Raw genomic sequence first — 19,916 nt, 5'->3', positions numbered from 1 at the left:
GGCTTGTTGCAAGGCATACCGACAATTGGAAAAAAAGCATCGATATTCTCCGAAGGTAGAATAAAAAAAACGGGGTTTGTTGAAGGGAGAAACCTCATGGCAACCGTTTTAAGGGGGGAGCATAGCGAAAACCGGCTCCCGGCGATGCTAGACACCATTGGCAAAAAAGGGCTTTTACCTATCTCATTCTTATTGTTGTGGCATTGGATAACAACGAGCGGTCGGGTCAAACAAATCTTACTGCCTTCTCCTGAAAATGTTTTTTTGGCCTTGATTGAGACGTTGAGCAGCGGTGAGCTGGTACATCATTTAGAAACGAGCCTGGTTCGTGTTATGGAAGGCTTTGCTCTTGCTGCTTTTCTGGGAATCGGGCTGGGTATGGCTTTGGGCCTGTCGCCGTTGTTGAACCAGATGGCCGAGGGTGTCATACAATTGCTGCGGCCGATTCCGCCAATTGCGTGGCTGCCCCTGGCTATTCTCTGGTTCGGCATAGAAGAAGGCTCAAAAGTTTTCATTATTACGCTGGGGGCATTTTTTCCTATCTTTCTTAACGTATTGCAGGGTATAAAGCAGACAAACGAAAATGTAGTCGAGGTAGCGCGTGTTTTTAAAGTTCCCTGGCCAAAATTCATTCTGAAAGTAATAGTTCCAGGTTCCATGCCTTTTGTAGTGGCCGGACTGCGTATCGGTTTGGGCTACGCCTGGATGTGCGTAGTCGCCGCCGAATTGTCAGGCGGGATGAGCGGTATCGGCTATATGCTTATGGATTCTAGAGCTCTGGCCCGAACGGACAGGGTTTTGGCAGGCATGTTGGCTATAGGTGCGGTAGGTAAATCTATGGATTATCTATTGCAATGGTTTGAAAGGAAGATTATCAGGTGGCGGCGCTTTTACAACGGGATATAGGCTCCAGGGGAGCTCCCCTCCTGTGTCTTAGCAACGTGTTCAAGAAGTACGTGAACAACGGGCAAGAGTTAATTGCGCTGCAGGACCTTTCTTTTAGCGTTTTCCCCCGGGAGTTTGTATGTATTTTAGGGCCCAGCGGGTGTGGTAAGACAACCCTCCTTAGAATAATTGCCGGCCTGGAGCCTGATTATCAAGGAATGGTTACCCTGGAGGGAGAACCGATCAGGGGCCCTGGCCTGGAGCGGGGTATAGTATTTCAAGAGCACCGTCTATTACCATGGCTGACCGTAAACGAGAACCTGGAGTTAGTTTTGCACAAAAGCAATAATGGCGACAGACGGGAGTTTATTCACAGTTATGTGGAGCTGGTTGGATTAAGCGGTTTTGAAGATGCCTACCCGTCCCAGCTTTCCGGTGGGATGGCCCAGCGTGTGGCCATAGCCCGGGCCTTAATCAACAAACCCCGGCTTTTGCTTATGGATGAACCTTTCGGCGCATTGGACGCCCTGACGAGGTTACGGATGCAGCAGGAGATACTCCGGATATGGACAAAAGAAAAAACCACCATCCTTATGGTTACCCATGATATTGAAGAAGCCGTGTACCTGGGAGATAAGATCATAGTACTCTCCGGCCGTCCGGCAACCATTAAAAGAATAGTGGAAGTGAATATACCCAGGGAGCGAAAACGTATAGAACCACAGTTTTTACAGGTGCGCCAGCAGTTGTACAATGAACTGATGCAAGAGTAGAGTGCGGGCTTGATGCTAGCTTCTTATAGGTGTTTTTTGGCAGTTTTACTTTATTCCGGCCAGGGTTACCCATGCCTTATGCGCCCAGGCGGGGTCGGCCAGCAGGGCCCGGCCGATACCTACCAGATCGGCCCGCCCCTGCCTGATAACCATATCGGCAAACTGGGGCGTTTTAATGCCGCCCGTCACCATAACCGGCACCCGTGCTACCGGTTTGATGGCATCGGCCATATAGAGGAAGAACCCTTCCGGTCCCTGTTGCATATAGCCCCCCAGCCCCCCGGAAAGGTCAATGGCGTCTACGCCGGCTGCCTCCAGCATGGGGACGGCCCGGCGACTTTCTTCAAGAGTTAAGCCGCCTTCCATGCGATCGTCGGCACCCAGGCGGTAAAAAACGGGATAGGCGGGACCGACGGCTTCCCGCACGGCGCGGACGATCTCCAGGGGGAAGCGCAGGCGGTTTTCCAGGGAACCGCCATAAGCATCCCGGCGGCGGTTGGTGAGGGGTGAAAGAAACTGGTTCAAAAGATAGCCGTGGGCGCTGTGGATTTCTACCAGATCAAAGCCGGCCTTCTTGGCCCTTATGGCAGCCAGGGCAAATTTTTCCGTTAGCATTTTGATCTCCGCAACTGTTAGCTCGCGGGGGAGTTCGCCGGCGGAAGCAGACGGCGCTCCGGGTGTTGCGGTCCCGCCCGGCTGGGGTTGTGCCGTAACCAGGGAGCGACGGGGTAGAAAGGGTAGGGGTATGGACGAAGGAGCCACGGCATTCTCCAGGATTCTTGCCCCGGCGTGATTAATTTGAATACCGGCAACGGCTCCCCCGGCATGAATCCCGGCGGCCAGCCGGGTAAGGCCGGGTAAAAGGCCGTCGTCATAAATCCCCAGCTGTTGCGGGTGGGCCTGGCCCTCTCGGCTAATATAGGCATGTTCCACAATGATGAGGCCTACACCGGCACGGGCGGACTGCTCGTCATTCTTTGTCAAAGGGCCACCGGGGCGGCCGTCACGATAGGCCATAGCCCTGAGGGTGTAATGGTCAAGGATTTCCTTGCTAACTTCGCCCCGGGAAGTGGCGATGCCGAGGGCCATGGGAGGCATGACTATACGGTTGGGCAAGGAAAGGTCTTTGATTTTCAGTGAAGAAAATAAGTGGAAACTGTACATCTAATTGACCTCCTCCCTAATTTACGTTCCTTCGGGGGCAGCGTGACGGCTGTTCATGCTTTTAGTTTGTTATTTTTCGGCAAATAGTATCTTTTTCCTGCCTGCGTTCAATTGCGCCTGTAAAACGGTAACCACATAAAAAGCAGGAAATTTCAATTTAGTAGAGAATAGTTGTATTGACAACAGATTTCCTTGTTAGCAAAGCTATATTTCTATACATTAATTTTAGAATTGGATAAAAGCAGTATGGTCGATAAAGTACTTTAAAGAACAAAATAAGAAATAATATTACGGAAAAGTACGCGTGGTAATTAGGATAAATATAATTGCAGGATTTGAAAGAAAGATGAAATTTTTCCCGGAAGGTACGTGAGAAGTGTAAATCATGTTTTTTTAAGAGAAGGTGAACTGCATGTTGAATGTCCCTGGTAAAAAGGAAGCCGATGGCCTCGAACTGACAAGGGAAAGCATGCGGGATGTTTTTGAAAGCCTTGCCGATCCTATATTTGTTACCGATCCCAAGGGGAACGTTATTCTTTCAAACTCCACGACTGCTTTAACTTTAGGCATTTCCCTGGACCAGCTCATCGGGTCCAATCTCCGTGATTTAGTTAGTAAGGGGTATTACAATAGGTCCTATGCCCTGGAGGCAGCCCAGAAAAAGTGCCCTGTGGGCGGCCTGATTCGTACTAAACTTAATTTAACTTACTTTACCAACAGCACCCCTATACTGGATGATAAAAATGAAGTAAAACTGGTGCTCACTACCGGCAAGTTTCTGGGCCTGGACGGTAAATATACTGACAACAGAAGTAATCTGCCGGTGAACTCCCAGTATGCCGGCAAAAATACCGTGTATTACTGGATGGCAGATGCGGTGATTGCCGAGAGCAAGGCTATGCGCCAGGTGTTGTTAAAGGCCTGCAGGGTAGCGCAAACGGACACTACTGTATTAATAACAGGGGAAACAGGAACAGGAAAGGAAGTCATTGCCAGGTATATACACAATTATAGCAAGCGAGCAAAGGAGGCTTTTATAACCGTTAACTGCGCAGCTCTGCCTGAAAACCTGGTCGAGTCGGAGTTGTTCGGATATGAAAAAGGCGCTTTTACCGGTGCTAAACCGGAAGGGAAAGCAGGCCTGTTTGAGTGCGCCCACAAAGGTACTCTTTTCCTGGACGAAATAGGAGAGCTCCCCGTCTACCTCCAGGGAAAACTGTTAAGGGTGCTTGAAACGCGGGAAGTGAGGCGTGTAGGCAGTAATAAAGCTGTGCAAGTTGATGTCCGGGTTATCGCCGCAACGAACAAAGACCTGGAAGAGATGGTTCGCAAGGGCTCTTTCCGGAGCGATCTTTATTATCGACTGAGCGTGTTTCCCATTAAATTGCCTGCCTTGCGGGAAAGGCCGGAGGATATAATGGCCCTGTCCTTCAATTTTTTAGATGAATTCAATAAAAAATACGGGACCAGTTTTGAATTGACCCATCATGATCTCCAATCGCTTTTGACATATGATTGGCCGGGTAATGTCCGGGAATTAAAAAATACAATCGAAAGGATGGTAATTAATTCCTCCATAGGTGAAGCCCCTCATGTGCAAACCGCGTTAAAGATGGACGACAGCCAGTTTCCGGTTTATAAGGTTTTTAAAACTCTGGGGTTAAAAGGAACCTTGAAAGAGGTTTTGCAACAGGTAGAGGAGTTGTATATAAAGTACATCCTGGAAGAATGCGCCGGCAAAAAAGGTAAAGCTGCCGCCAGGCTGGGAATATACCGGACGGTACTTTATCGCAAGTTGAAGGCCTATGAAAAAAAGTACTCCGGGACCGGCGGCGGTCAAGGAAACGGTTAAACGGCAAGCCATCCCTTACAGGTGCGGATGGACGTTGCGTCGCGAGGTTAGCAAAAAATCAAAAAGGGGGGGTATTTATAAATGGTGAGGGTGACAGCGGAGATAATTGCGATAAGGGGCGGGGGCCTGTGTTCTGCCGGCCACCTGCCGGGTGAGCGTTTTATATTTACAGCCGGTAAAACCCCGGCGATGTGCCCCTGGGCCCTGGGAGCCCTTATGGCGCCGGTGGCGGTACTGCTAAATGGCGGCCAGTTCTCATGGGCAAAAGCAAATGAACCTACTTTCTGGTGTTGTCCCGATCCGGACAATAACGTCGTTTTTAAGCTTTACCGGGAGGATGAATGATATTAATTTAGCGACGCTTCTGTGCAGTGCAGGGAGGGGAATAAATATTTAAAAACTAACAGTTTAAATCGGATTGAGGAGCCGGAGGAATAATTAGCACAGCTTTTTATTTGTTATAGAAGGAATTTTTAATCACAAGTAGAATATAAGTATATACATGTATTTAAAGCACAAGTAAATTTAAATTTATATTTTCAGACATATTTTTGGAGGGCGGGCAAATGCTTATAATTGGTGAGAAACTCAATAGCGCCATCCCCGGCGTGCGACAAATTATGGAAGCTAAAGATGCAGCAGCAGTTCAGGATTTGGCAGTGAGACAGGCCGCGGCAGGGGTCCATTATCTGGATGTCAATACCGCCCACTGCGGTGATGAAACGGCTTACATGGAATGGCTCGTGCGTACGGTACAAGAAGTAACTGATACACCGTTATGTATTGATAGTACCGACGGCTCCGTGATTAGAAAAGCATTGGAAGTCGCCAAAGGGAATAAGAACAAGATCTTGATTAACTCTATTTCCATGGAAAAAAATCGCCTGGACCAGGTGCTGCCCCTAGTGCTGGAGTACCAGTGCCCTGTAATTGGCCTGACTGTTGATGATAACGGTATTCCGAAGACGGTAGAGGACCGTATTAGTATTGCCGGTCGCATGGTGGACCTCCTGGCCAAAGAGGGATATAATTTGGACAACCTTTACATCGATCCCCTGGTGCTGCCGCTGGCGGTAAGTCATGGAAACGCGCTAATCTTTTTTGAATGCCTGAGCGAAATTAAACGTCAGTTTAAGGTCAAAACAGTTTCTGGTCTGAGCAACATTTCTTTCAATATGCCTAAAAGAAAAATTATTAACCGCTATTTCCTGGCAATCTGCATGGCGCACGGTATGGATGCAGCCATACTGGATCCCCTGGACAAAAAGATTATGACGGCGGTGACGGCGGTTGAACTGTTAATGGGTAAAGATCCTTTCGGGAAAAACTTTTTAAAAGCATACAGGAAGGACATGTTGGAAGATTAAAGCCAGTGTATTCCGGAAAATAGGAGGTGAATCAGCGGGGAAGGTGGGGAAGAAACCTTTGCAGAGGGAAAAGGTTGTTGCGTGAAAAAAAGGTATTCCTGGTAAAGACAAAGGAGGGCATCAGGTCATGAATGAAAAGGAAAAGCTGTATCAAGAACGCTTTAAGCGTTATACCACCGCTTTGGATTGCGGCAAGCCGGACAAAGTACCGGTAGTTTTACCCCTGGGTGAGTGGGTGGTCAAATATACGGATACTACCCTTCAGGAAGCATATTATTATGTTAACAAGGCTACAGAAATTATTGCCGGGGTAGTCGGGGATCTGGATTTCGATGCCATGTTCGGCGCCCTTAATCTCTGGTGGCCTCCCATGCACGAAGCCTTAGGCTGCAAACAGTACCGCTTCCCGGGATTTTATTTTGAAGCGAACGAAGGGTTCCAGTATAACGAAGAAGAGTATATGACGGCTGACGACTATGACGACTTTATCGCCAATCCTACTAAATGGCTGACGGAGAAATATTTACCCCGTATAAATGAAGAATTTGCCGAACCGGGTTCTTACCGGGCTTCTGTAGCCCTGGTAAAGGGTGCGGCTGCCTTTGCCATGCATAATGCCAACAACGCGGCAGCGGGGCAAAAACTGGCCCAGGAATGCGGAATAGTACCTGCGATTTCAGGTATGACCAAGGCACCCTTTGACACCCTGGGGGACGCCTTGCGGGGTACGAAAGGGATACTCCTGGATCTGCGCCGGCGACCGGATAAAGTCCTGGCCGCGTGTGAAGCCATTGTTCCTCATAATGTTGCCTATGGTATGATTACGTCGGCGGGAGATACTTCTTTGCCCTGTTTCGCTCCTCTCCATAAGGGGGCCTATCCCTTCTTGCGGCGTGATCACTGGGAGAAATTCTACTGGCCTACCTGGAAGGCGGTTATCGAGAATCTCTGGGCGACGGGGAAGAGGACGTTATTCTATGCTGAAGGTGACTGGACGCCTTATTTGGACAAGATCGCTGAACTGCCGGATAAAAGCATTGTCTTTTGTATTGATTTAACTGACGCTAAAAAGGCCAAAGAGTTCCTGGGTGGGAGATTCTGTCTTTACGGCGGCGTACCGACTACCATGCTAACCTACGGCACCCCGCAAGAAGTAAAGGATTGTGTCAAGCAGGCCATAGATGAACTGGGTAGCGACGGGGGATTTGTCCTTACCGCCGGCGGCGTGGCCATGAGCGACGCTAAAAGGGAAAATATTGTTGCCATGCTTGAGGCAGCCAGGGAGTACGGCGTTTATTAAGCCCGGACAGGTATAAGAGGAGGTGGATAGAATGGCGGAAAATAAAATAAAAGATTTTGTTGCCCCGGCGGGTACCTGTGTGCCATGGCAGGTTAAAAAAGAGGAATTCGGGCAATTAGCCGGCAACGAGGAGATTGTCAAGCAGGAATGGGAAAAGCTTGACGGCCTTGCCTATGCCTTTATATGGTTCTGGGTACAGCGCTAAACGGCCTTTGCTGGAGTGCGTTTAAACATATCGAGAGGAGTTGAGTAGTCATGACTAAAGAAGCCCTGGCGAAAGCTATGGCGGAACTAGAAGAAGAACAGGTAATCGAACTTGTCAAAGGACTGTTAGGAGGCGGAACTGCTCCTTTAGAAATCGTCAAAGCCCTGCAGGACGGCATGGTAGAAGTAGGGAACCGCTTTGAAACCGGCGACTATTTCTTGAGCGAGCTGGTTATGGCGGGAGAAATCATGAAAGGTGCCATGGATATCCTGGAACCGCACCTGAGCGGCGAAGGTGCGGAACACAAAGGCACCATTGTAATTGGTACGGTCAAGGGAGACATCCACGACCTGGGCAAAAATATCGTCGTAATGCTTCTCAAAGGTGCGGGATACAACGTAGTTGACCTGGGCGTAGACGTGCCCAAAGAGAAGTTTGTGGAAGCAGTGAAAAATACGGGTGCGTCCCTGGTAGGCATGAGCGTGCTTTTAACCAGCTGCCAGGGGGCATTAAAAGATACCATTGAAGCCCTGCGTGCCGAAGGCCTGAACAGCAAGGTAGTAATCGGCGGCAACTATATTAATGAAACGGTCAAAAAACATGTGGGCGCGGATTATTTTGCCATTACGGCCAGCGATGGCCTTAAAGCGGCCGCCGAGGTGTTTGGAGGCTAAAAATTAAACGCTACGATATAAAGAGGTAAAGGGTAGCATATGCTGCCCTTTTTCTTTTATAAAGACTTATTCGGATTATGCATAAAGGCCAGATCGATATGGAATTTCCCTCTTTATAAAAGTTTGCTCTATTATAACAATAGGGTTAGAAGGGATCCTTATCCTTTACATAAAATTACCAGGCCGGTGCTTTTTTATAGGGAGTATGGAATAGTTGATTTTAACGGGAAGAGGAGAATACCAATGACGATAAAAGATATTTTGCCCGCATTGGCCAGGGTTATACCTATTATAAAAGCGGTTTTTCCTTTCGACTCAATGATAGCGGTATCTGATACCGAAGAAGTAGTTTATTATTGCCCGGGAAACAAAATGAGATTCGATGATTCTGTTGGTCACAAAATTCAAAAGGGTGATGGTTTGTGGGAGGCCGTACATGACAAAGAGGTGTATTCCAGCGTAATCTCGAAAGAGGTCTGCGGGTTTCCTTTTAAAAGTATAAACACGCCAATCTTTGACGACGACGGGACTGTTATTGGCGCTTTAGGTTTGGCCTACAGTTTGGAGAACCAGGAAGCATTACAGGATGCGGCCCAGACCATTGCGGCCTCATCGGAAGAGATTATTGCCTCCAGCCAGGAACTTTTAGCCAACGCAGAAAGACTTCATGATAAAATGAAATTAATACATGAGGCAGTGGAAACCGCAGCAAGAAATTTAGATAAATCCGATCAAATACTTACATTAATTAAAGATATCGCCAACACTACTAATATCTTGGGCTTGAATGCCTCAATTGAAGCTGCCCGGGCAGGAGTGCATGGGCGCGGCTTCGCTGTAGTTTCAGAAGAGATTAGGAAACTATCCAATAACAGTTCTGCTTCCGTAAAAGAGATTAAAGAAAGCCTGGAATTCATTCGTGCTGAAATAATAAGCATTAGTAGCAGGATAGCGGAGGCTGAGGATATCAGCGTAGAACAGGCTAAGGCAACTGAGGAAATTACAAAGGCAATGGTATCCCTTACAACCTTAGCTGAAAGTATTAGAGATATAGCCATGAAAGTATAAATACCGCGATCATTAGTTGTGGCTGACCGGTGCCGTGGCTACCGGGTTAATTTTTCCTCTACCGCCTGCCAGAAGGTTTTATCCTCGTATCCGAGCCGCCAGATACCGATCCCCATTAAACCATACCGCCGGACCATTTCCAGCTTCATGCTTAAGGATGCCGTATCCTCATACCAGACCTCATGCCGATCTCCATTTTTGTAATAAAAAAGGTAGGGGACGCCCAGGGTACTGTTCCACTGTGGCGTGGCGTTATAAGCAGCAACCAGTTTAGCAATAGAACCTGCAGGAACCATCCTGGTTGTGGCGCTGCTCCAGTCGTAACCATAGGCAGCTATCCCCAACAAAATTTTTTCCGGGGGTATGGTAGTAACACTGTATCTTATTACTTTTTCCACCCATGGGAGGGAAGCGATGGGTCCCGGCGGTCCCCCGGCATGGTGCTCGTCATAGGTCATAATTTGCACCCAGTCGGCATATTTCCCGATGGCCTTATAGTCAAAGGCTCCTGACCAGGCGTTATCCGGATCATCCCGGGTTTTTGCCGGTATAGAGACTGTGGTTAGGTAACCCAGGGGTTGCAAAGCCTCTTTAAATTCCCGGATGAGGGAGCTGTAGTAGGGGCGATCGCCGGGCGGGATATTCTCCAGGTCGACGTTAACCCCATGATAGCCATGTTTTTGCAATACTTTGATCGTATTCTCGATTAGCCGCTTCCGGTTTGCCTCGCTGGTAAGGAGGCCGTGGGCAACGGAAGCATTAAAACTGCCTTCCTTGTAATTGTGGATTAAGGCCAGGGCGGTAGTACCCTTCGCCCGGGCGAGTTCCGCTCCTTCCCGGGCGTAAGATTCGGTCAGGTTGCCCTTTGCATCGGTGAGCAAGGAGAAATTGGCGATACTATCGATATACATAGCGTAGGTGCTCAAGGACCGGGATGAGGCCGTGTCTCCCTGGTAGTCAACGGCATAGTAGCCCAGGACGTGATAGCGGCGGGTAGCAGGATTGGCCGGCGGTGCGGGTGCTTCTACCGGGGAAGAGGGGCTCACGCTGTCATATGTAGGGGATGCCGGGATTGCCTGTTCAACCGGCACGACCGGGAGGGTAACGGGCTGATAAGGCTGAACCGTCCTGGCGGGTGCCGAAGGTAACGAGGTCGTGAAAAAAAAGAGGACGCTTAAAAAAATTAAGTTTATATATTTTTTCATCGATTTCCCCTCAAGGAACGCTATTAATTCTAAATTACATTCGACGCATGACGACAAAAATCCTGTCGCGGGAATAAAATCCAGGGAATTGAGGGGGTCAGGTACACAAAAAGCTGCGGCTCGCCGCGCGGCAGGAGCCAGGCACAGCTTCAGCAAAAATCACTGGCATATAATATTAGTCGCTCCTGCGGGAAGTTACCGCCGGGATCGGGAACTACAAAAGGCGGGGTAACTACAGCCGGTGGGTGGGAGCGAAAAAGGGCTTTAAAGGCTATAGCAAATAATGTTATTTTTGTATAAGCCTGCATTAATAAATGCATTAGCCTTAAATATTGCGATTGCTATAATGAAATTAAGAAAGAATAAATCGAAAAAAACAAGAAAATCCACTATTTGACCGGGCATTAATTTTAAGGAGGGCGATCGTCCTTTGCATGACAATGTAACTAAACACGTCAGTTTAACTCCCGGCCACCCGGCGACAAAAAAATTTCCCAATCTTTTCAGTCCTTTGCAGGTCGGCAGTATTATCCTCAGAAACCGGATAGGCCTGGCGCCCATGTCCTTTACCTTCCAGGCACCCGGCGGTGGTTTTCCCGAAGAACAAATTGCCTTTCTGGAGGCTGTTGCCAGGGGCGGGGCGGGTTTGATAACTGTAGGTGAAACCAATGTGGGGTCCACCACGGGTAGAACCCATGAGAACTGTATCATGCTGGGTGACCCGGCAATGCGCCGCGGCCTCGTCCGTATCGCCGAAGCAGTGCACCGTCACGGTGCTGCCGTTTCTATAGAGATTAACCATGGCGGTGTATTTGCTGCCCCGGCTTTTAACGGTGGGAAACCACCAATGGGTCCGAGTAAATTATCTTTTCGCCTGGCCTTCAACAATATTGATGGTGAAGAGATAATTGAGATGGACGAGGCCATGATGGATAAGGTTGCCGATGATTTTGCCGCGGCCGTGCAGACGGTTAAAGAATGCGGCTTTGATATGGCCCAGGTACATATGGGACATGGCTGGTTACTTCACCAGTTCCTATCGCCTCTTTTCAATCACAGGACTGATAAATACGGCGGCTCTCTTGAGAACCGGGTCCGTTTTCCTTTGATGGTACTCGACCGTATCCGCGCCAGGGTAGGACGCGATTTTCCCCTGGATGTGAGAATTTCCGGCACCGAAGTCCTTGAGGGCGGCCTGGTGGTGGAAGATGTTGCCAGGATCTGCAGTTTGATTGAAGACAGGGTTAACATGATCAGCGTGTCGTGCGGGGGTATTTATCACCCGCGTGCTACAGGACGCATGTCGCCTCACGTCTTCTTCGAGCGCGGGTGCAATGTTTATCTGGCCGAAGAGGTGCGCAAACACGTGCGGGTGCCGGTTTCTACCGTCGGCGCCCTGGCCGACCCTGCGGAACTGGAAAAGATTATAGCCGGCGGCAGGGCCGATTTTGTCAACATGGGCCGGGCACTTATTGCCGACCACGAACTGGCCAACAAAGCACTTCATGGTAAAGATAATGAGATTCTTCATTGCATTCGCTGCTATACCTGCCAGCACGGCCTCTTCAACGAGCCGGAAAGGCTCATGCGCTGCGCCGTCAATCCTACTGTGGGACATGAAGCGCGCGGGTATGATTGCAATGTTCCTGCCGGGGTTAAAAAGAGGTTGCTCATTGCCGGTGGCGGGCCTGCCGGTATGATGGCGGCCCTTACCGCCGCCAGGCGCGGGCATACCGTCATTCTTTGCGAACAATCTGGCAGGCTGGGAGGCGCCCTGGACTTTGCCGATTATGTAGATTTTAAAGCCGATATTAAAGTATATAAAGACAGGCTGGTGCAATGGGTGCTGGACCACCCGGGTATAGAAGTACGTTTGAATACCCCGGTTACCCCTGAACTGGTGAAGGAAATTGCCCCTGATGCCTTTTTTGCCGCCCTGGGCGCAGAGCCAGTCCTGCCGCCTATCCCAGGAATTAATAGACCCCATGTTATTACGGGCAAAGATGTCTACGGCCGGGAAAATGAGATCGGTAACAGGGTTGTGATAATAGGGGGCGGCCTGCTGGGCTGTGAAACGGCCGTGCATCTGGTAAGGCTTGGCAGGCAGGTGACCCTGGTAGAGCAGGCCGGGCAACTTGCCGTTGATGCAACTCTGACCCATAGAGAAGCCTTAATTGAACGGCTGGAGGAAAGTACTATCGTTTTGTTAAGTACCCGCTGTATAGAGATTACCCCGAAAGCTGTGATTTGCAATACGGGAGGAGATAAAAAAGAGCTGGAGGCCGATACAGTGGTTATAGCCGCCGGGATGAAGGCACTCACAGCCGAAGCCTATGCCCTGGGAGCCCTGGTGACGGAATTCCGTCCCATTGGCGATTGCCGTAAAGTCGGCAAGATCCTTAATGCCACCACGGATGGCTTTTTTGCGGCCATGGATTTATAACAATAGCATGTTAGCGTAAAGAGATAAGCAGGTCTACCAGGAATAAATTATAACAGGGAGGCTGTGATGCTTCCCTGTTCCTGATTTTAAATTTTAAATAATGTATTCCTGTACTACTGGTGCGGTATCTGCGGCTGGTCAAAGGACGGCGGTTGCGGGTTGTACAGGGAGGAACCCACAAAATCGCCCGGTTTTGACAGGTTGAATACGAGCCTGGCGTCCCTGTCCACGCCCCAGTCCCGGGTAGAGCCGGTACCCTGGACCTTCTGGAAACACTCCCGGAACATGGTGTTGTGGGCTTCTTCCCTGTTCAAAAGGAAATCGATCATCTGGCGCACATGACGGTCGGCGATTTGCCGGTGCAGGTATTCATAAACAACTTTAGCCCGTTGTTCGGCGGCGATGTTGGAAAGCAGGTCCGCGGGCAGGTCACCGGTGGCTTCAATGTAAGACGCGGTCCAAACCTGCCCGGAAGCGTTGCTGTAAAAAGGATTGAGCCCGGTCATTACGTGAGCCTGGACATTGCCTATGGTGGCGTTCATGGCCTGGGGCTCATGCCCGTTCAAAAGATTTACTGCTGTAGATACCATTTCCAGGTGACTGAACTCTTCGGCGGCGATGTCCAGGAAAATATCCTTGATGGCCGGGTCGTTGATGCGAAAACTCTGGGCCAGGTACTGCAGCCCTGCTTTCAGCTCGCCGTGGGGGCCTCCGATTTGCTCCTGCAGGAGGGCAGCATAATTAGGGTTCGGGCGTTCCACACGTACTATTTCCAGCAGCTTCTTATCATGTTTGAACATCTTATTCCTCCTTCCTGTTATATTATCCCTGGCCGGGTTTGAAAATATGTAGACATACCTCTTTATTACCTGCTTAATCTTTCTTTCCCGTCTTTTTATTACACGGGAACTTTTTTATGGCCTGGAACGTCAAATACTTTTAAGGAGTCCTGCATGCTGCCAATGACGGTACCAACGAAGGATGAAAATAGTATTTTCGAGGGAGGATGATACCGGTGCGATTAAAAATACCGTTAATATTGCTTGTTGCCATATTATCCCTGATGTTAATCGGTTGCGGTCGCGCGGGGAAAGGAGAAAGTACAGGCAACCTGCTGCAGCCGGACACGAAGCCCGGGCAGGTAGATTCTTCAAGCCAGGACCAGTTACCAGGAGACACCCCGGGTGAGGTTGCGGCCGGGGGTCCGGATACCCCGGTACAAAGCCCGGCACCAGGGCAGGAAGACAAACCCGCTACCAGGGCCAGTATAGCAGGTATCCATTTAGGTGATTCCCGGGAAGACGTGCAAAGGATCCTGGGGGATAAATACCAGGAAACCCTTATTGACGAGATGGCCTACTACGGGGAAAAGCTGTATATAATGAAGTACGACGCGGGAATAGAAGTTTTAATAGGCAGGGATTCCCTGGAAGTCCTGGACATAATGGCTTACAGCCCTGCCTATGCAACTGACCTGGGGGTAAAAGTGGGAGACAGCGCTAAAGATGTTCTGGCAATTTACCGGACAAAATATAAAGAACCGCAAAGCAGGCATGGTTCAGGTACCCTGGAAGGCTGGTTTGAAGTTGAAGATGGGGTTTATTTAATCTTCGATTTCAATAAAAGCGATGGCAGTCTGGTAAATGGTCCAATTAAAGACAATGACAGGGTGGAAATGATAAGGCTCATCCATTCCTTTTATCTGGATTAGCGACCTCATTGGCCTGGGAGGGGCAGGGCGTCCGGATAACAGAATGAACGGCCGTGAAGGAGGCTTTTCAGATGAGCAGCACGCCGGGCCGCCAGCTAGGGGGCCGAACTCATCGTCTGGAATGAAGGTGCCCTCCCCTTTGAACCCCGGCTGGAATATACTGACGGGTTACGGGCGTTGGCCGCGGAAACAGGAGCGCATTTAGTTATTGGCTACGCGGTAGAAACCGAAAACGGTTACCGGAATGAGGCTATTATCCTTACCCCGGAAGGGCAATTCCAGGGGCCTTTTGGCAAGGTTCACCCCGTTTCCTGGTCCGGTGAGACGAGCGTAACCCACGGGCCCTGTTCAGCGTACGATACAAGTGTCGGCAGGCTGGGGATGATTATCTGCTATGACCTGGACTTTACCGATACGGCACGAAAGGTGGCCCGTCACGGGGCACAACTAATTGCCGTTCCTTCTTTTGACTGGCCGGCTATTGCCGGCAAAACACTATAGTCACCTTGTCTTCAGGGCCGTAGAGAACCGTGTAGCAACGATAAAGGCTGATATAGGTTTTGATTCCGCTATTATTGATCCTTACGGTCGCATCCTGGCCCTTACCACAACCTCCCAATTAAAACGCGCCATTTTTATAGCTGACATACCGCTTAGCAAGGGGAAGCCCCCGGTGGCCGTATACCTGGGCGATACAATTGGCTGGCTGGCACTCATGGCTGCAGTGGGCTTCCTCGCAATGGATCTAATAACCGCACGCAGGGCTCAGTGAACTATTTAAGCGAAAAGCGCATCCTGCTATTCTATATACAGGAAAGGTTGTGCCGGATTTGAAAATATTAATCACCGGCGGTACGAGCCTTTTAGGACGCTCCCGGCGTATTCATAAGCGGGTCGGCGGTCGGTTATTACGGCCCCTGCGGTGACGAAGAACTTACCGAGGCCTCACCGCCGGGGCAAGACTTCTTGGCTGAAGTCTGCCAGGCCTGGGAACAAGAAGCCAACCGGGCAATTACTTCAAAGCCACTGCCTGGCATGCCAGTTTTATCGAGATTGTGTACTCAATTGGCATGATGCTTGGGGGGCCCTTGCCATAAGCAGCCTCGGGAACATCAAAGACAAGCTTGGCGTTGTTCATATAGGGCTAATTTTATTAGGTGTGATATCGTTTTTTTGTGGAATACTCCCGCCAGGCATGACGGGTTTCTGGATATTTGCGGCATTGTGCCTGGTAATGGGGGCAAGCGTCAACCTGTATAATATTCCCTATGTTGCTTACTTGCAGGAAAACATACCCAGAGAGGTACAGGGTCGTGCCTTCTCGTTCATGGGCAGCCTGATGTCGATCACCATGCCGGCCGGGCTATTGGTCGCAGGACCGGTAGCCGAGCGTTACGGTGTTCCGCTTTGGTTCCACGTTGCGGGGATAGTAATGATAATCACAATGGCGTTAAGTGCGGTTGTAACATTACCGCAACACTCCGACCAAGAAGGGATATTCCCTTAAGTGTCAAATCAATATCATAATAATATAGTTAAAACGGTGAGGAGTAAACCTAAGTGTCCAAAAAAATAAAGGTCAGGCTTCCCAATGGTGAACAAAGAGAATGTAATGAGGGAACAACAATATTAGAGGTACTGGCTTCGGGTAAAGAACCGGGCGAGCCCCTTATAGCACTGGTGGATGGTGAGGAAGCAGAACTAACAAAAACGTTGCACTATGATGTAAACCTGACCCCCATAACCTTGAAGGAGCCACGTGGCGCCAGCGCTTATCTCAGGGGTCTTAGTTTTTTATTGATTAAAGCCGTAGGAGATATTTTTCCCGGGGCAAAAGTTACAATCGAGCATTCTTTAGGGAAGGGCATATACGGGGAGATACATTACACCAGAAATATAAATGTCCGGGATATTGCCGTGATTAAAGAGAGAATGCAGCAAATAGTTGCGGCCGATGAAAAAATAGAAAGGATAAGGGTAGAAAGGGAAGAGGCTATAAGGATATTTACAGGGCTTGACATGACTGATAAGCTCAGGTTATTGAAACATATCAAGCTTCCCTGCATCAATCTCTATAGATGCGGCAACTTATACGATTACTTTTACGGGCCTATGGTACCGTCCATGGGTTACTTAAAAGTATTTGATCTGCTTTATTATGACCCCGGTTTTATATTGATGTATCCCCACGCTGGAGACCCTTTTAACATCCCCCCCTTTAATGATCTCCCCAAGCTCGCCAGGATTTTTAAAGAGGCTGAAGAATGGGCTGCCATACTGGATGTTGGTGATGTCGGCGGGCTAAATGATAAGGTCGCGTCGGGAGAAATAAAAGATATAATCCTGGTAAATGAAGGCTTGCATGAAAAAAAGATTGCCAATATCGCTGATAAAATATACGCAAGCAAAGACAAAATAAAAATAGTGCTTATAGCCGGCCCTTCCTCATCGGGCAAAACGACCTTCGCTAAAAGGCTGTCCATCCAGCTACGGGTACTGGGTTTAAAACCGTACCCGCTATCCCTGGATGATTATTTTGTTGACAGGGAACGTACTCCAAGAGACGAAAACGGGAATTACGATTTTGAGTCCATAAGAGCACTGGACCTAGAGCTATTTAACCGGCACCTTACGTCCTTTTTAAATGGAGAAGAAGTAGAAATGCCGCAGTTTAATTTCTGCACTGGATTGAGGGAATGGAATGGCAGGAAATACAAAATGGAGAAGGATTCCGTACTTGTGATTGAAGGCATACACGGGCTAAATGAAATTTTAACTTCTTCCGTGCCCCGTGAAAACAAATATAAAATCTATATCAGCGCCCTGACCCAGTTAAATATTGATAACCACAATAGAATACCCACCACTGACGGCAGGTTGATAAGAAGGATTGTAAGGGATTACCTGTACCGGGGCCGTGATGCAGAAACTACAATTCTCACCTGGCCGCAGGTTAGAGCAGGAGAAGAAAAAAATATCTTCCCCTTCCAGGAAGAAGCTGACGTCATGTTCAACTCCGAGCTTGTATACGAGATGTGTGTCCTAAAAAAATATGCCGTCCCCCTCTTGCAGGAGATAAACCCCGGCAGCCCGGCCTATCCGGAGGCCAAAAGGTTATTGACATTTTTAAGCTATTTCCTGGAAGCCGATGAGAACGTGATTCCCAAAAACTCTATTATAAGGGAGTTTATCGGTGGGAGCTGCTTTGAGTAGCGTATTTCTTCTATTTCGTTTAGCATAAAGCCACCAGCGCCTTAACCACCTGAGAAAGCAGGGCGGGATCAAAGCCGGGCTTTACTTCGATGCTGACCGGTCCTACATTGACCAGTAAAGCATGGCCCTGTTCTATAGATACCTGCTCGGTTATTTTTACCGGCAACCACCGGTTTGAGTTTCCCGGGGAAACCACATCCTGGTTCTTATACTTCCGCAGCCAGTACCATAATTGTTTGGGGTTAACGTCTTCATGGGTAGCGCACCATTCTCTGACGCTTTGCCCGCTCTTCTTGTATTCGGCTATCCGGGTTTCCCATAGTGCTTGCCGTTCGGCTTTGGTCATAAGACACCCATGCCGCTCACGCGGCACCATCAGAAGGATGAAAATAACGGGCTGGCATTTGTTTGGAGCGAGCGACTTGGTCCGAGTGGTTGAGCAGCCTTGGCGAAGCCGAGGAGCGAGGGCGGGGCCGAGGACAGCGAGGCCTTCGGCCGGATTCTAAAGGCAAGGATGCCGAATAGGCCGGTAACCCCGCCCGAGCCCGAGGTTGAGCCGTAGGCTGATCCGCGAGGACCAGGGAGCGAGCAAAAACAATGCCAGCCTGGAGAGAAATTATTTTCCGGGTAGAAAAAATCCTCCTCAGCGTATAGTTTTCTGAGAAGGATTATCCCCTAAACCTGGGTATGATGCCAATGTGGGTTGTATTTGACGCTTATCTATGAACAAAGAAATGCGAGAGAAATTTGGCTCTCAACTCAAGTTATTTGTCAAGAGCAGGTATTAATATCTATAGGACTGGCTTTACAGGGGTTAATCTAACTTAGCTAGAAATGTTAAAAAATCCGCGCCGGAAAAAGGGATAACGAAAGACCCCAAACGGGGCCTCTTCTTTTTTCACCACCTTAGCAGGAACTCCCGTGTCTCCAGGCGAATAGCAAATGTCGGGTAGATAACCAGCACATTTGCCATCCTATCGGGGGTTCAGCATGCTGGCCATAGTCAATTCCGTCGTCCTGGTAGGCCTGGAGAGGTAGAGCGTACGGGTAGAGGTCGGATGATTCAATGCCAGGATGAGCTTTTAATGCATTACGTTACTCTCTCTTTTTTACTTGTATTCATGGTAATAAAAGTATATACTATGTATAAACCCAGAAGGAGTGAAAATCGTTATGCAACCTCGTGTGCAAAAGTGGGGCAATAGTTTGGGGATTCGCATCCCTTTGTCGCTGGCCCAAAAAGTCGGCCTTACGGAAGGCACACCGGTTGATATGCAGGTAGATGAGGACGCGATAATTATCCGCCGTAAATATTATAGCCTGGAACAATTGCTGGCCCAGGTTACACCGGATAATACTCATGGTGAAATAGATACCGGGTCTCAGTTTGGGCGGGAAATATGGTAAACACGCTGGAAACCTATATTCCCGAACGTGGTGATATCGTCTGGCTCCAGTTTGATCCCCGGGCAGGACATGAGCAAGCTGGCAGGCGGCCGGCGCTGGTAATTTCACCGCAACTTTATAACGGCAAAGTGGGGCTGGCCCTTTTTTGCCCCATTACTACAAAGGCGAAGGGTTATCCCTTTGAAGTAGAGATACCGGCTGGTTTAAAGATTACCGGAGTGATCCTGGCAGACCAGGTCAAAAGCCTTGACTGGCGGGCAAGGGAGGCGCAATTTGCCTGCAAGGTCCCGGCAGGGGTGGTAGCAGAAGTCCAGGCGAAAGTTCAGGTGTTGTTTTCCTGAGTTACAATAGAATGCGAGCAGCGATTTAGAGGGGTACAGGCAAGAGGTAGTACTTGCCGGGTTAAAAACGAACTCGGATAATGAAGTTGTTTTATCGTCTCTGGCCTGAGAGTCACTGGCTAAAGTGGACCGCAATACAAGGGAACGTCTGGCAGGAGCGATTGAAGGACTTAGGAAATACCCGCCTTAAGGTGATATCCGGGCATAGGCGCTATTTTGCCGAGAAGCCTTTTTGAAGGTGGGGGGAGATACTCTAGACTTGCCATGTACATGTATAAATGTACATGGCGGGGGGCTCTTCCGGCCCG

The 19,916-nt window shown here is 49.2% G+C and carries 21 protein-coding genes and 1 pseudogene; 18 read left to right on the top strand and 4 right to left on the bottom strand.

Annotation, left to right across the window (positions count from 1 at the left end; translation table 11 throughout):
* The first annotated feature begins 3 nt into the window (after positions 1-3).
* Positions 4-906: an ABC transporter permease gene (locus tag NWF31_RS09980; RefSeq protein ID WP_258360354.1), complete on the top strand. Its 903-nt coding sequence runs from the start codon at positions 4-6 to the stop codon at positions 904-906.
* Positions 879-1,658 carry an ABC transporter ATP-binding protein gene (locus tag NWF31_RS09975; RefSeq protein WP_258360353.1) on the top strand — a complete coding sequence of 260 codons (780 nt, stop codon included), beginning with the start codon at positions 879-881 and terminating at the stop codon, positions 1,656-1,658. The genes NWF31_RS09980 and NWF31_RS09975 overlap by 28 nt, the downstream gene beginning before the upstream one ends.
* 45 nt (positions 1,659-1,703) lie before the next feature.
* On the opposite strand, the gene NWF31_RS09970 is transcribed toward NWF31_RS09975, so the two are convergent.
* Positions 1,704-2,822: an NADH:flavin oxidoreductase gene (locus NWF31_RS09970; RefSeq protein ID WP_258360352.1), complete on the bottom strand. Its 1,119-nt coding sequence runs from the start codon at positions 2,820-2,822 to the stop codon at positions 1,704-1,706.
* A 412-nt stretch (positions 2,823-3,234) separates the two neighbouring features.
* On the opposite strand from NWF31_RS09970, the gene NWF31_RS09965 reads away from it, so the two are divergent.
* The 7 genes from NWF31_RS09965 to NWF31_RS09935 all read left to right on the top strand — a co-directional run bounded on the left by NWF31_RS09965 (position 3,235) and on the right by NWF31_RS09935 (position 9,288).
* Positions 3,235-4,674, top strand: a complete 1,440-nt coding sequence (locus NWF31_RS09965; protein ID WP_258360351.1) for a sigma-54 interaction domain-containing protein — start codon at positions 3,235-3,237, stop codon at positions 4,672-4,674.
* Positions 4,675-4,755: 81 nt separating this feature from the next.
* Entirely contained in the window at positions 4,756-5,019 is a 264-nt protein-coding gene (locus NWF31_RS09960) for a TIGR04076 family protein (RefSeq protein ID WP_258360350.1), read from the top strand.
* A 221-nt stretch (positions 5,020-5,240) separates the two neighbouring features.
* Entirely contained in the window at positions 5,241-6,041 is an 801-nt protein-coding gene (locus NWF31_RS09955; RefSeq protein WP_258360349.1) for a methyltetrahydrofolate cobalamin methyltransferase, read from the top strand.
* 127 nt (positions 6,042-6,168) lie between these two features.
* Complete coding sequence (locus NWF31_RS09950) at positions 6,169-7,341, top strand: uroporphyrinogen decarboxylase family protein (RefSeq protein ID WP_258360348.1); 1,173 nt, start codon at positions 6,169-6,171, stop codon at positions 7,339-7,341.
* A gap of 31 nt (positions 7,342-7,372) precedes the next feature.
* Positions 7,373-7,546 (top strand): hypothetical protein, encoded by a 174-nt coding sequence (locus NWF31_RS09945; RefSeq protein ID WP_258360347.1) that lies wholly within the window; start codon positions 7,373-7,375, stop codon positions 7,544-7,546.
* 50 nt (positions 7,547-7,596) lie between these two features.
* Entirely contained in the window at positions 7,597-8,220 is a 624-nt protein-coding gene (locus tag NWF31_RS09940; protein ID WP_258360346.1) for a cobalamin B12-binding domain-containing protein, read from the top strand.
* Between the two features lie 39 nt (positions 8,221-8,259).
* A complete protein-coding gene (locus tag NWF31_RS09935; RefSeq protein ID WP_258360345.1) occupies positions 8,260-9,288 on the top strand; it encodes a methyl-accepting chemotaxis protein in 1,029 nt (342 codons plus the stop codon).
* Between the two features lie 38 nt (positions 9,289-9,326).
* On the opposite strand, the gene NWF31_RS09930 is transcribed toward NWF31_RS09935, so the two are convergent.
* Positions 9,327-10,493 carry a glycosyl hydrolase family 18 protein gene (locus NWF31_RS09930; protein ID WP_258360344.1) on the bottom strand — a complete coding sequence of 389 codons (1,167 nt, stop codon included), beginning with the start codon at positions 10,491-10,493 and terminating at the stop codon, positions 9,327-9,329.
* A gap of 430 nt (positions 10,494-10,923) precedes the next feature.
* Here NWF31_RS09930 and NWF31_RS09925 point away from each other — a divergent pair, with 430 nt between their 5' ends.
* Positions 10,924-12,936 carry an oxidoreductase gene (locus tag NWF31_RS09925; RefSeq protein ID WP_258360343.1) on the top strand — a complete coding sequence of 671 codons (2,013 nt, stop codon included), beginning with the start codon at positions 10,924-10,926 and terminating at the stop codon, positions 12,934-12,936.
* Between the two features lie 113 nt (positions 12,937-13,049).
* Here the strand turns inward: NWF31_RS09925 and NWF31_RS09920 are convergent, their stop codons facing one another.
* Positions 13,050-13,736, bottom strand: coding sequence for a manganese catalase family protein (locus NWF31_RS09920; RefSeq protein ID WP_258360342.1), 687 nt, complete (start codon positions 13,734-13,736; stop codon positions 13,050-13,052).
* A gap of 215 nt (positions 13,737-13,951) precedes the next feature.
* Here NWF31_RS09920 and NWF31_RS09915 point away from each other — a divergent pair, with 215 nt between their 5' ends.
* The 6 genes and pseudogenes from NWF31_RS09915 to NWF31_RS14810 all read left to right on the top strand — a co-directional run bounded on the left by NWF31_RS09915 (position 13,952) and on the right by NWF31_RS14810 (position 17,860).
* On the top strand, positions 13,952-14,647 hold the full coding sequence (locus NWF31_RS09915) for a hypothetical protein (protein WP_258360341.1): 696 nt from the start codon (positions 13,952-13,954) through the stop codon (positions 14,645-14,647).
* Between the two features lie 111 nt (positions 14,648-14,758).
* The gene (locus NWF31_RS09910; protein ID WP_258360433.1) at positions 14,759-15,148 is read left to right on the top strand and encodes a carbon-nitrogen hydrolase family protein; all 390 of its coding nucleotides are present in this window, start codon (positions 14,759-14,761) and stop codon (positions 15,146-15,148) included.
* Positions 15,129-15,419: a carbon-nitrogen hydrolase family protein gene (locus tag NWF31_RS09905; protein WP_258360340.1), complete on the top strand. Its 291-nt coding sequence runs from the start codon at positions 15,129-15,131 to the stop codon at positions 15,417-15,419. The genes NWF31_RS09910 and NWF31_RS09905 overlap by 20 nt, the downstream gene beginning before the upstream one ends.
* Positions 15,420-15,520: 101 nt before the next feature.
* Positions 15,521-15,649: pseudogene (locus NWF31_RS15010) on the top strand (TIGR01777 family oxidoreductase); the annotation flags it as partial.
* A gap of 157 nt (positions 15,650-15,806) precedes the next feature.
* On the top strand, positions 15,807-16,154 hold the full coding sequence (locus tag NWF31_RS15005) for an MFS transporter (RefSeq protein ID WP_422880275.1): 348 nt from the start codon (positions 15,807-15,809) through the stop codon (positions 16,152-16,154).
* A gap of 53 nt (positions 16,155-16,207) precedes the next feature.
* Positions 16,208-17,860, top strand: coding sequence for a nucleoside kinase (locus tag NWF31_RS14810; RefSeq protein WP_258360339.1), 1,653 nt, complete (start codon positions 16,208-16,210; stop codon positions 17,858-17,860).
* 19 nt (positions 17,861-17,879) lie between these two features.
* Here NWF31_RS14810 and tnpA read toward each other — a convergent pair whose 3' ends face one another.
* Complete coding sequence (tnpA, locus tag NWF31_RS09895; RefSeq protein ID WP_258360338.1) at positions 17,880-18,206, bottom strand: IS66 family insertion sequence element accessory protein TnpA; 327 nt, start codon at positions 18,204-18,206, stop codon at positions 17,880-17,882.
* An 827-nt stretch (positions 18,207-19,033) separates the two neighbouring features.
* On the opposite strand from tnpA, the gene NWF31_RS09890 reads away from it, so the two are divergent.
* Together NWF31_RS09890 and mazF are read left to right on the top strand one after the other, a co-directional pair.
* The gene (locus NWF31_RS09890; RefSeq protein WP_258360337.1) at positions 19,034-19,267 is read left to right on the top strand and encodes an AbrB/MazE/SpoVT family DNA-binding domain-containing protein; all 234 of its coding nucleotides are present in this window, start codon (positions 19,034-19,036) and stop codon (positions 19,265-19,267) included.
* Positions 19,261-19,608 (top strand): endoribonuclease MazF, encoded by a 348-nt coding sequence (gene mazF / locus NWF31_RS09885; protein WP_258360336.1) that lies wholly within the window; start codon positions 19,261-19,263, stop codon positions 19,606-19,608. The genes NWF31_RS09890 and mazF overlap by 7 nt, the downstream gene beginning before the upstream one ends.
* Positions 19,609-19,916 lie beyond the last annotated feature (308 nt).

Source organism: Neomoorella sulfitireducens, assembly GCF_024733845.1.
Taxonomy (GTDB): domain Bacteria; phylum Bacillota; class DSM-521; order Neomoorellales; family Neomoorellaceae; genus Neomoorella; species Neomoorella sulfitireducens.
Note: the sequence above shows the minus strand (reverse complement) of the source record. Positions and strands in the feature narration are given on the sequence as shown.

Bases quoted from the DNA above. Each gene is read 5' to 3' on its own strand.
- NWF31_RS09970 (WP_258360352.1), bottom strand. From the start codon at position 2,822: ATGTACAGTTTCCACTTATTTTCTTCACTGAAAATCAAAGACCTTTCC.
- NWF31_RS09965 (WP_258360351.1), top strand. From the start codon at position 3,235: ATGTTGAATGTCCCTGGTAAAAAGGAAGCCGATGGCCTCGAACTGACA.
- NWF31_RS09960 (WP_258360350.1), top strand. From the start codon at position 4,756: ATGGTGAGGGTGACAGCGGAGATAATTGCGATAAGGGGCGGGGGCCTG.
- NWF31_RS09955 (WP_258360349.1), top strand. From the start codon at position 5,241: ATGCTTATAATTGGTGAGAAACTCAATAGCGCCATCCCCGGCGTGCGA.
- NWF31_RS09950 (WP_258360348.1), top strand. From the start codon at position 6,169: ATGAATGAAAAGGAAAAGCTGTATCAAGAACGCTTTAAGCGTTATACC.
- NWF31_RS09945 (WP_258360347.1), top strand. From the start codon at position 7,373: ATGGCGGAAAATAAAATAAAAGATTTTGTTGCCCCGGCGGGTACCTGT.
- NWF31_RS09940 (WP_258360346.1), top strand. From the start codon at position 7,597: ATGACTAAAGAAGCCCTGGCGAAAGCTATGGCGGAACTAGAAGAAGAA.
- NWF31_RS09935 (WP_258360345.1), top strand. From the start codon at position 8,260: ATGCTGCCCTTTTTCTTTTATAAAGACTTATTCGGATTATGCATAAAG.
- NWF31_RS09930 (WP_258360344.1), bottom strand. From the start codon at position 10,493: ATGAAAAAATATATAAACTTAATTTTTTTAAGCGTCCTCTTTTTTTTC.
- NWF31_RS09920 (WP_258360342.1), bottom strand. From the start codon at position 13,736: ATGTTCAAACATGATAAGAAGCTGCTGGAAATAGTACGTGTGGAACGC.
- tnpA (WP_258360338.1), bottom strand. From the start codon at position 18,206: ATGACCAAAGCCGAACGGCAAGCACTATGGGAAACCCGGATAGCCGAA.
- NWF31_RS09890 (WP_258360337.1), top strand. From the start codon at position 19,034: ATGCAACCTCGTGTGCAAAAGTGGGGCAATAGTTTGGGGATTCGCATC.
- mazF (WP_258360336.1), top strand. From the start codon at position 19,261: ATGGTAAACACGCTGGAAACCTATATTCCCGAACGTGGTGATATCGTC.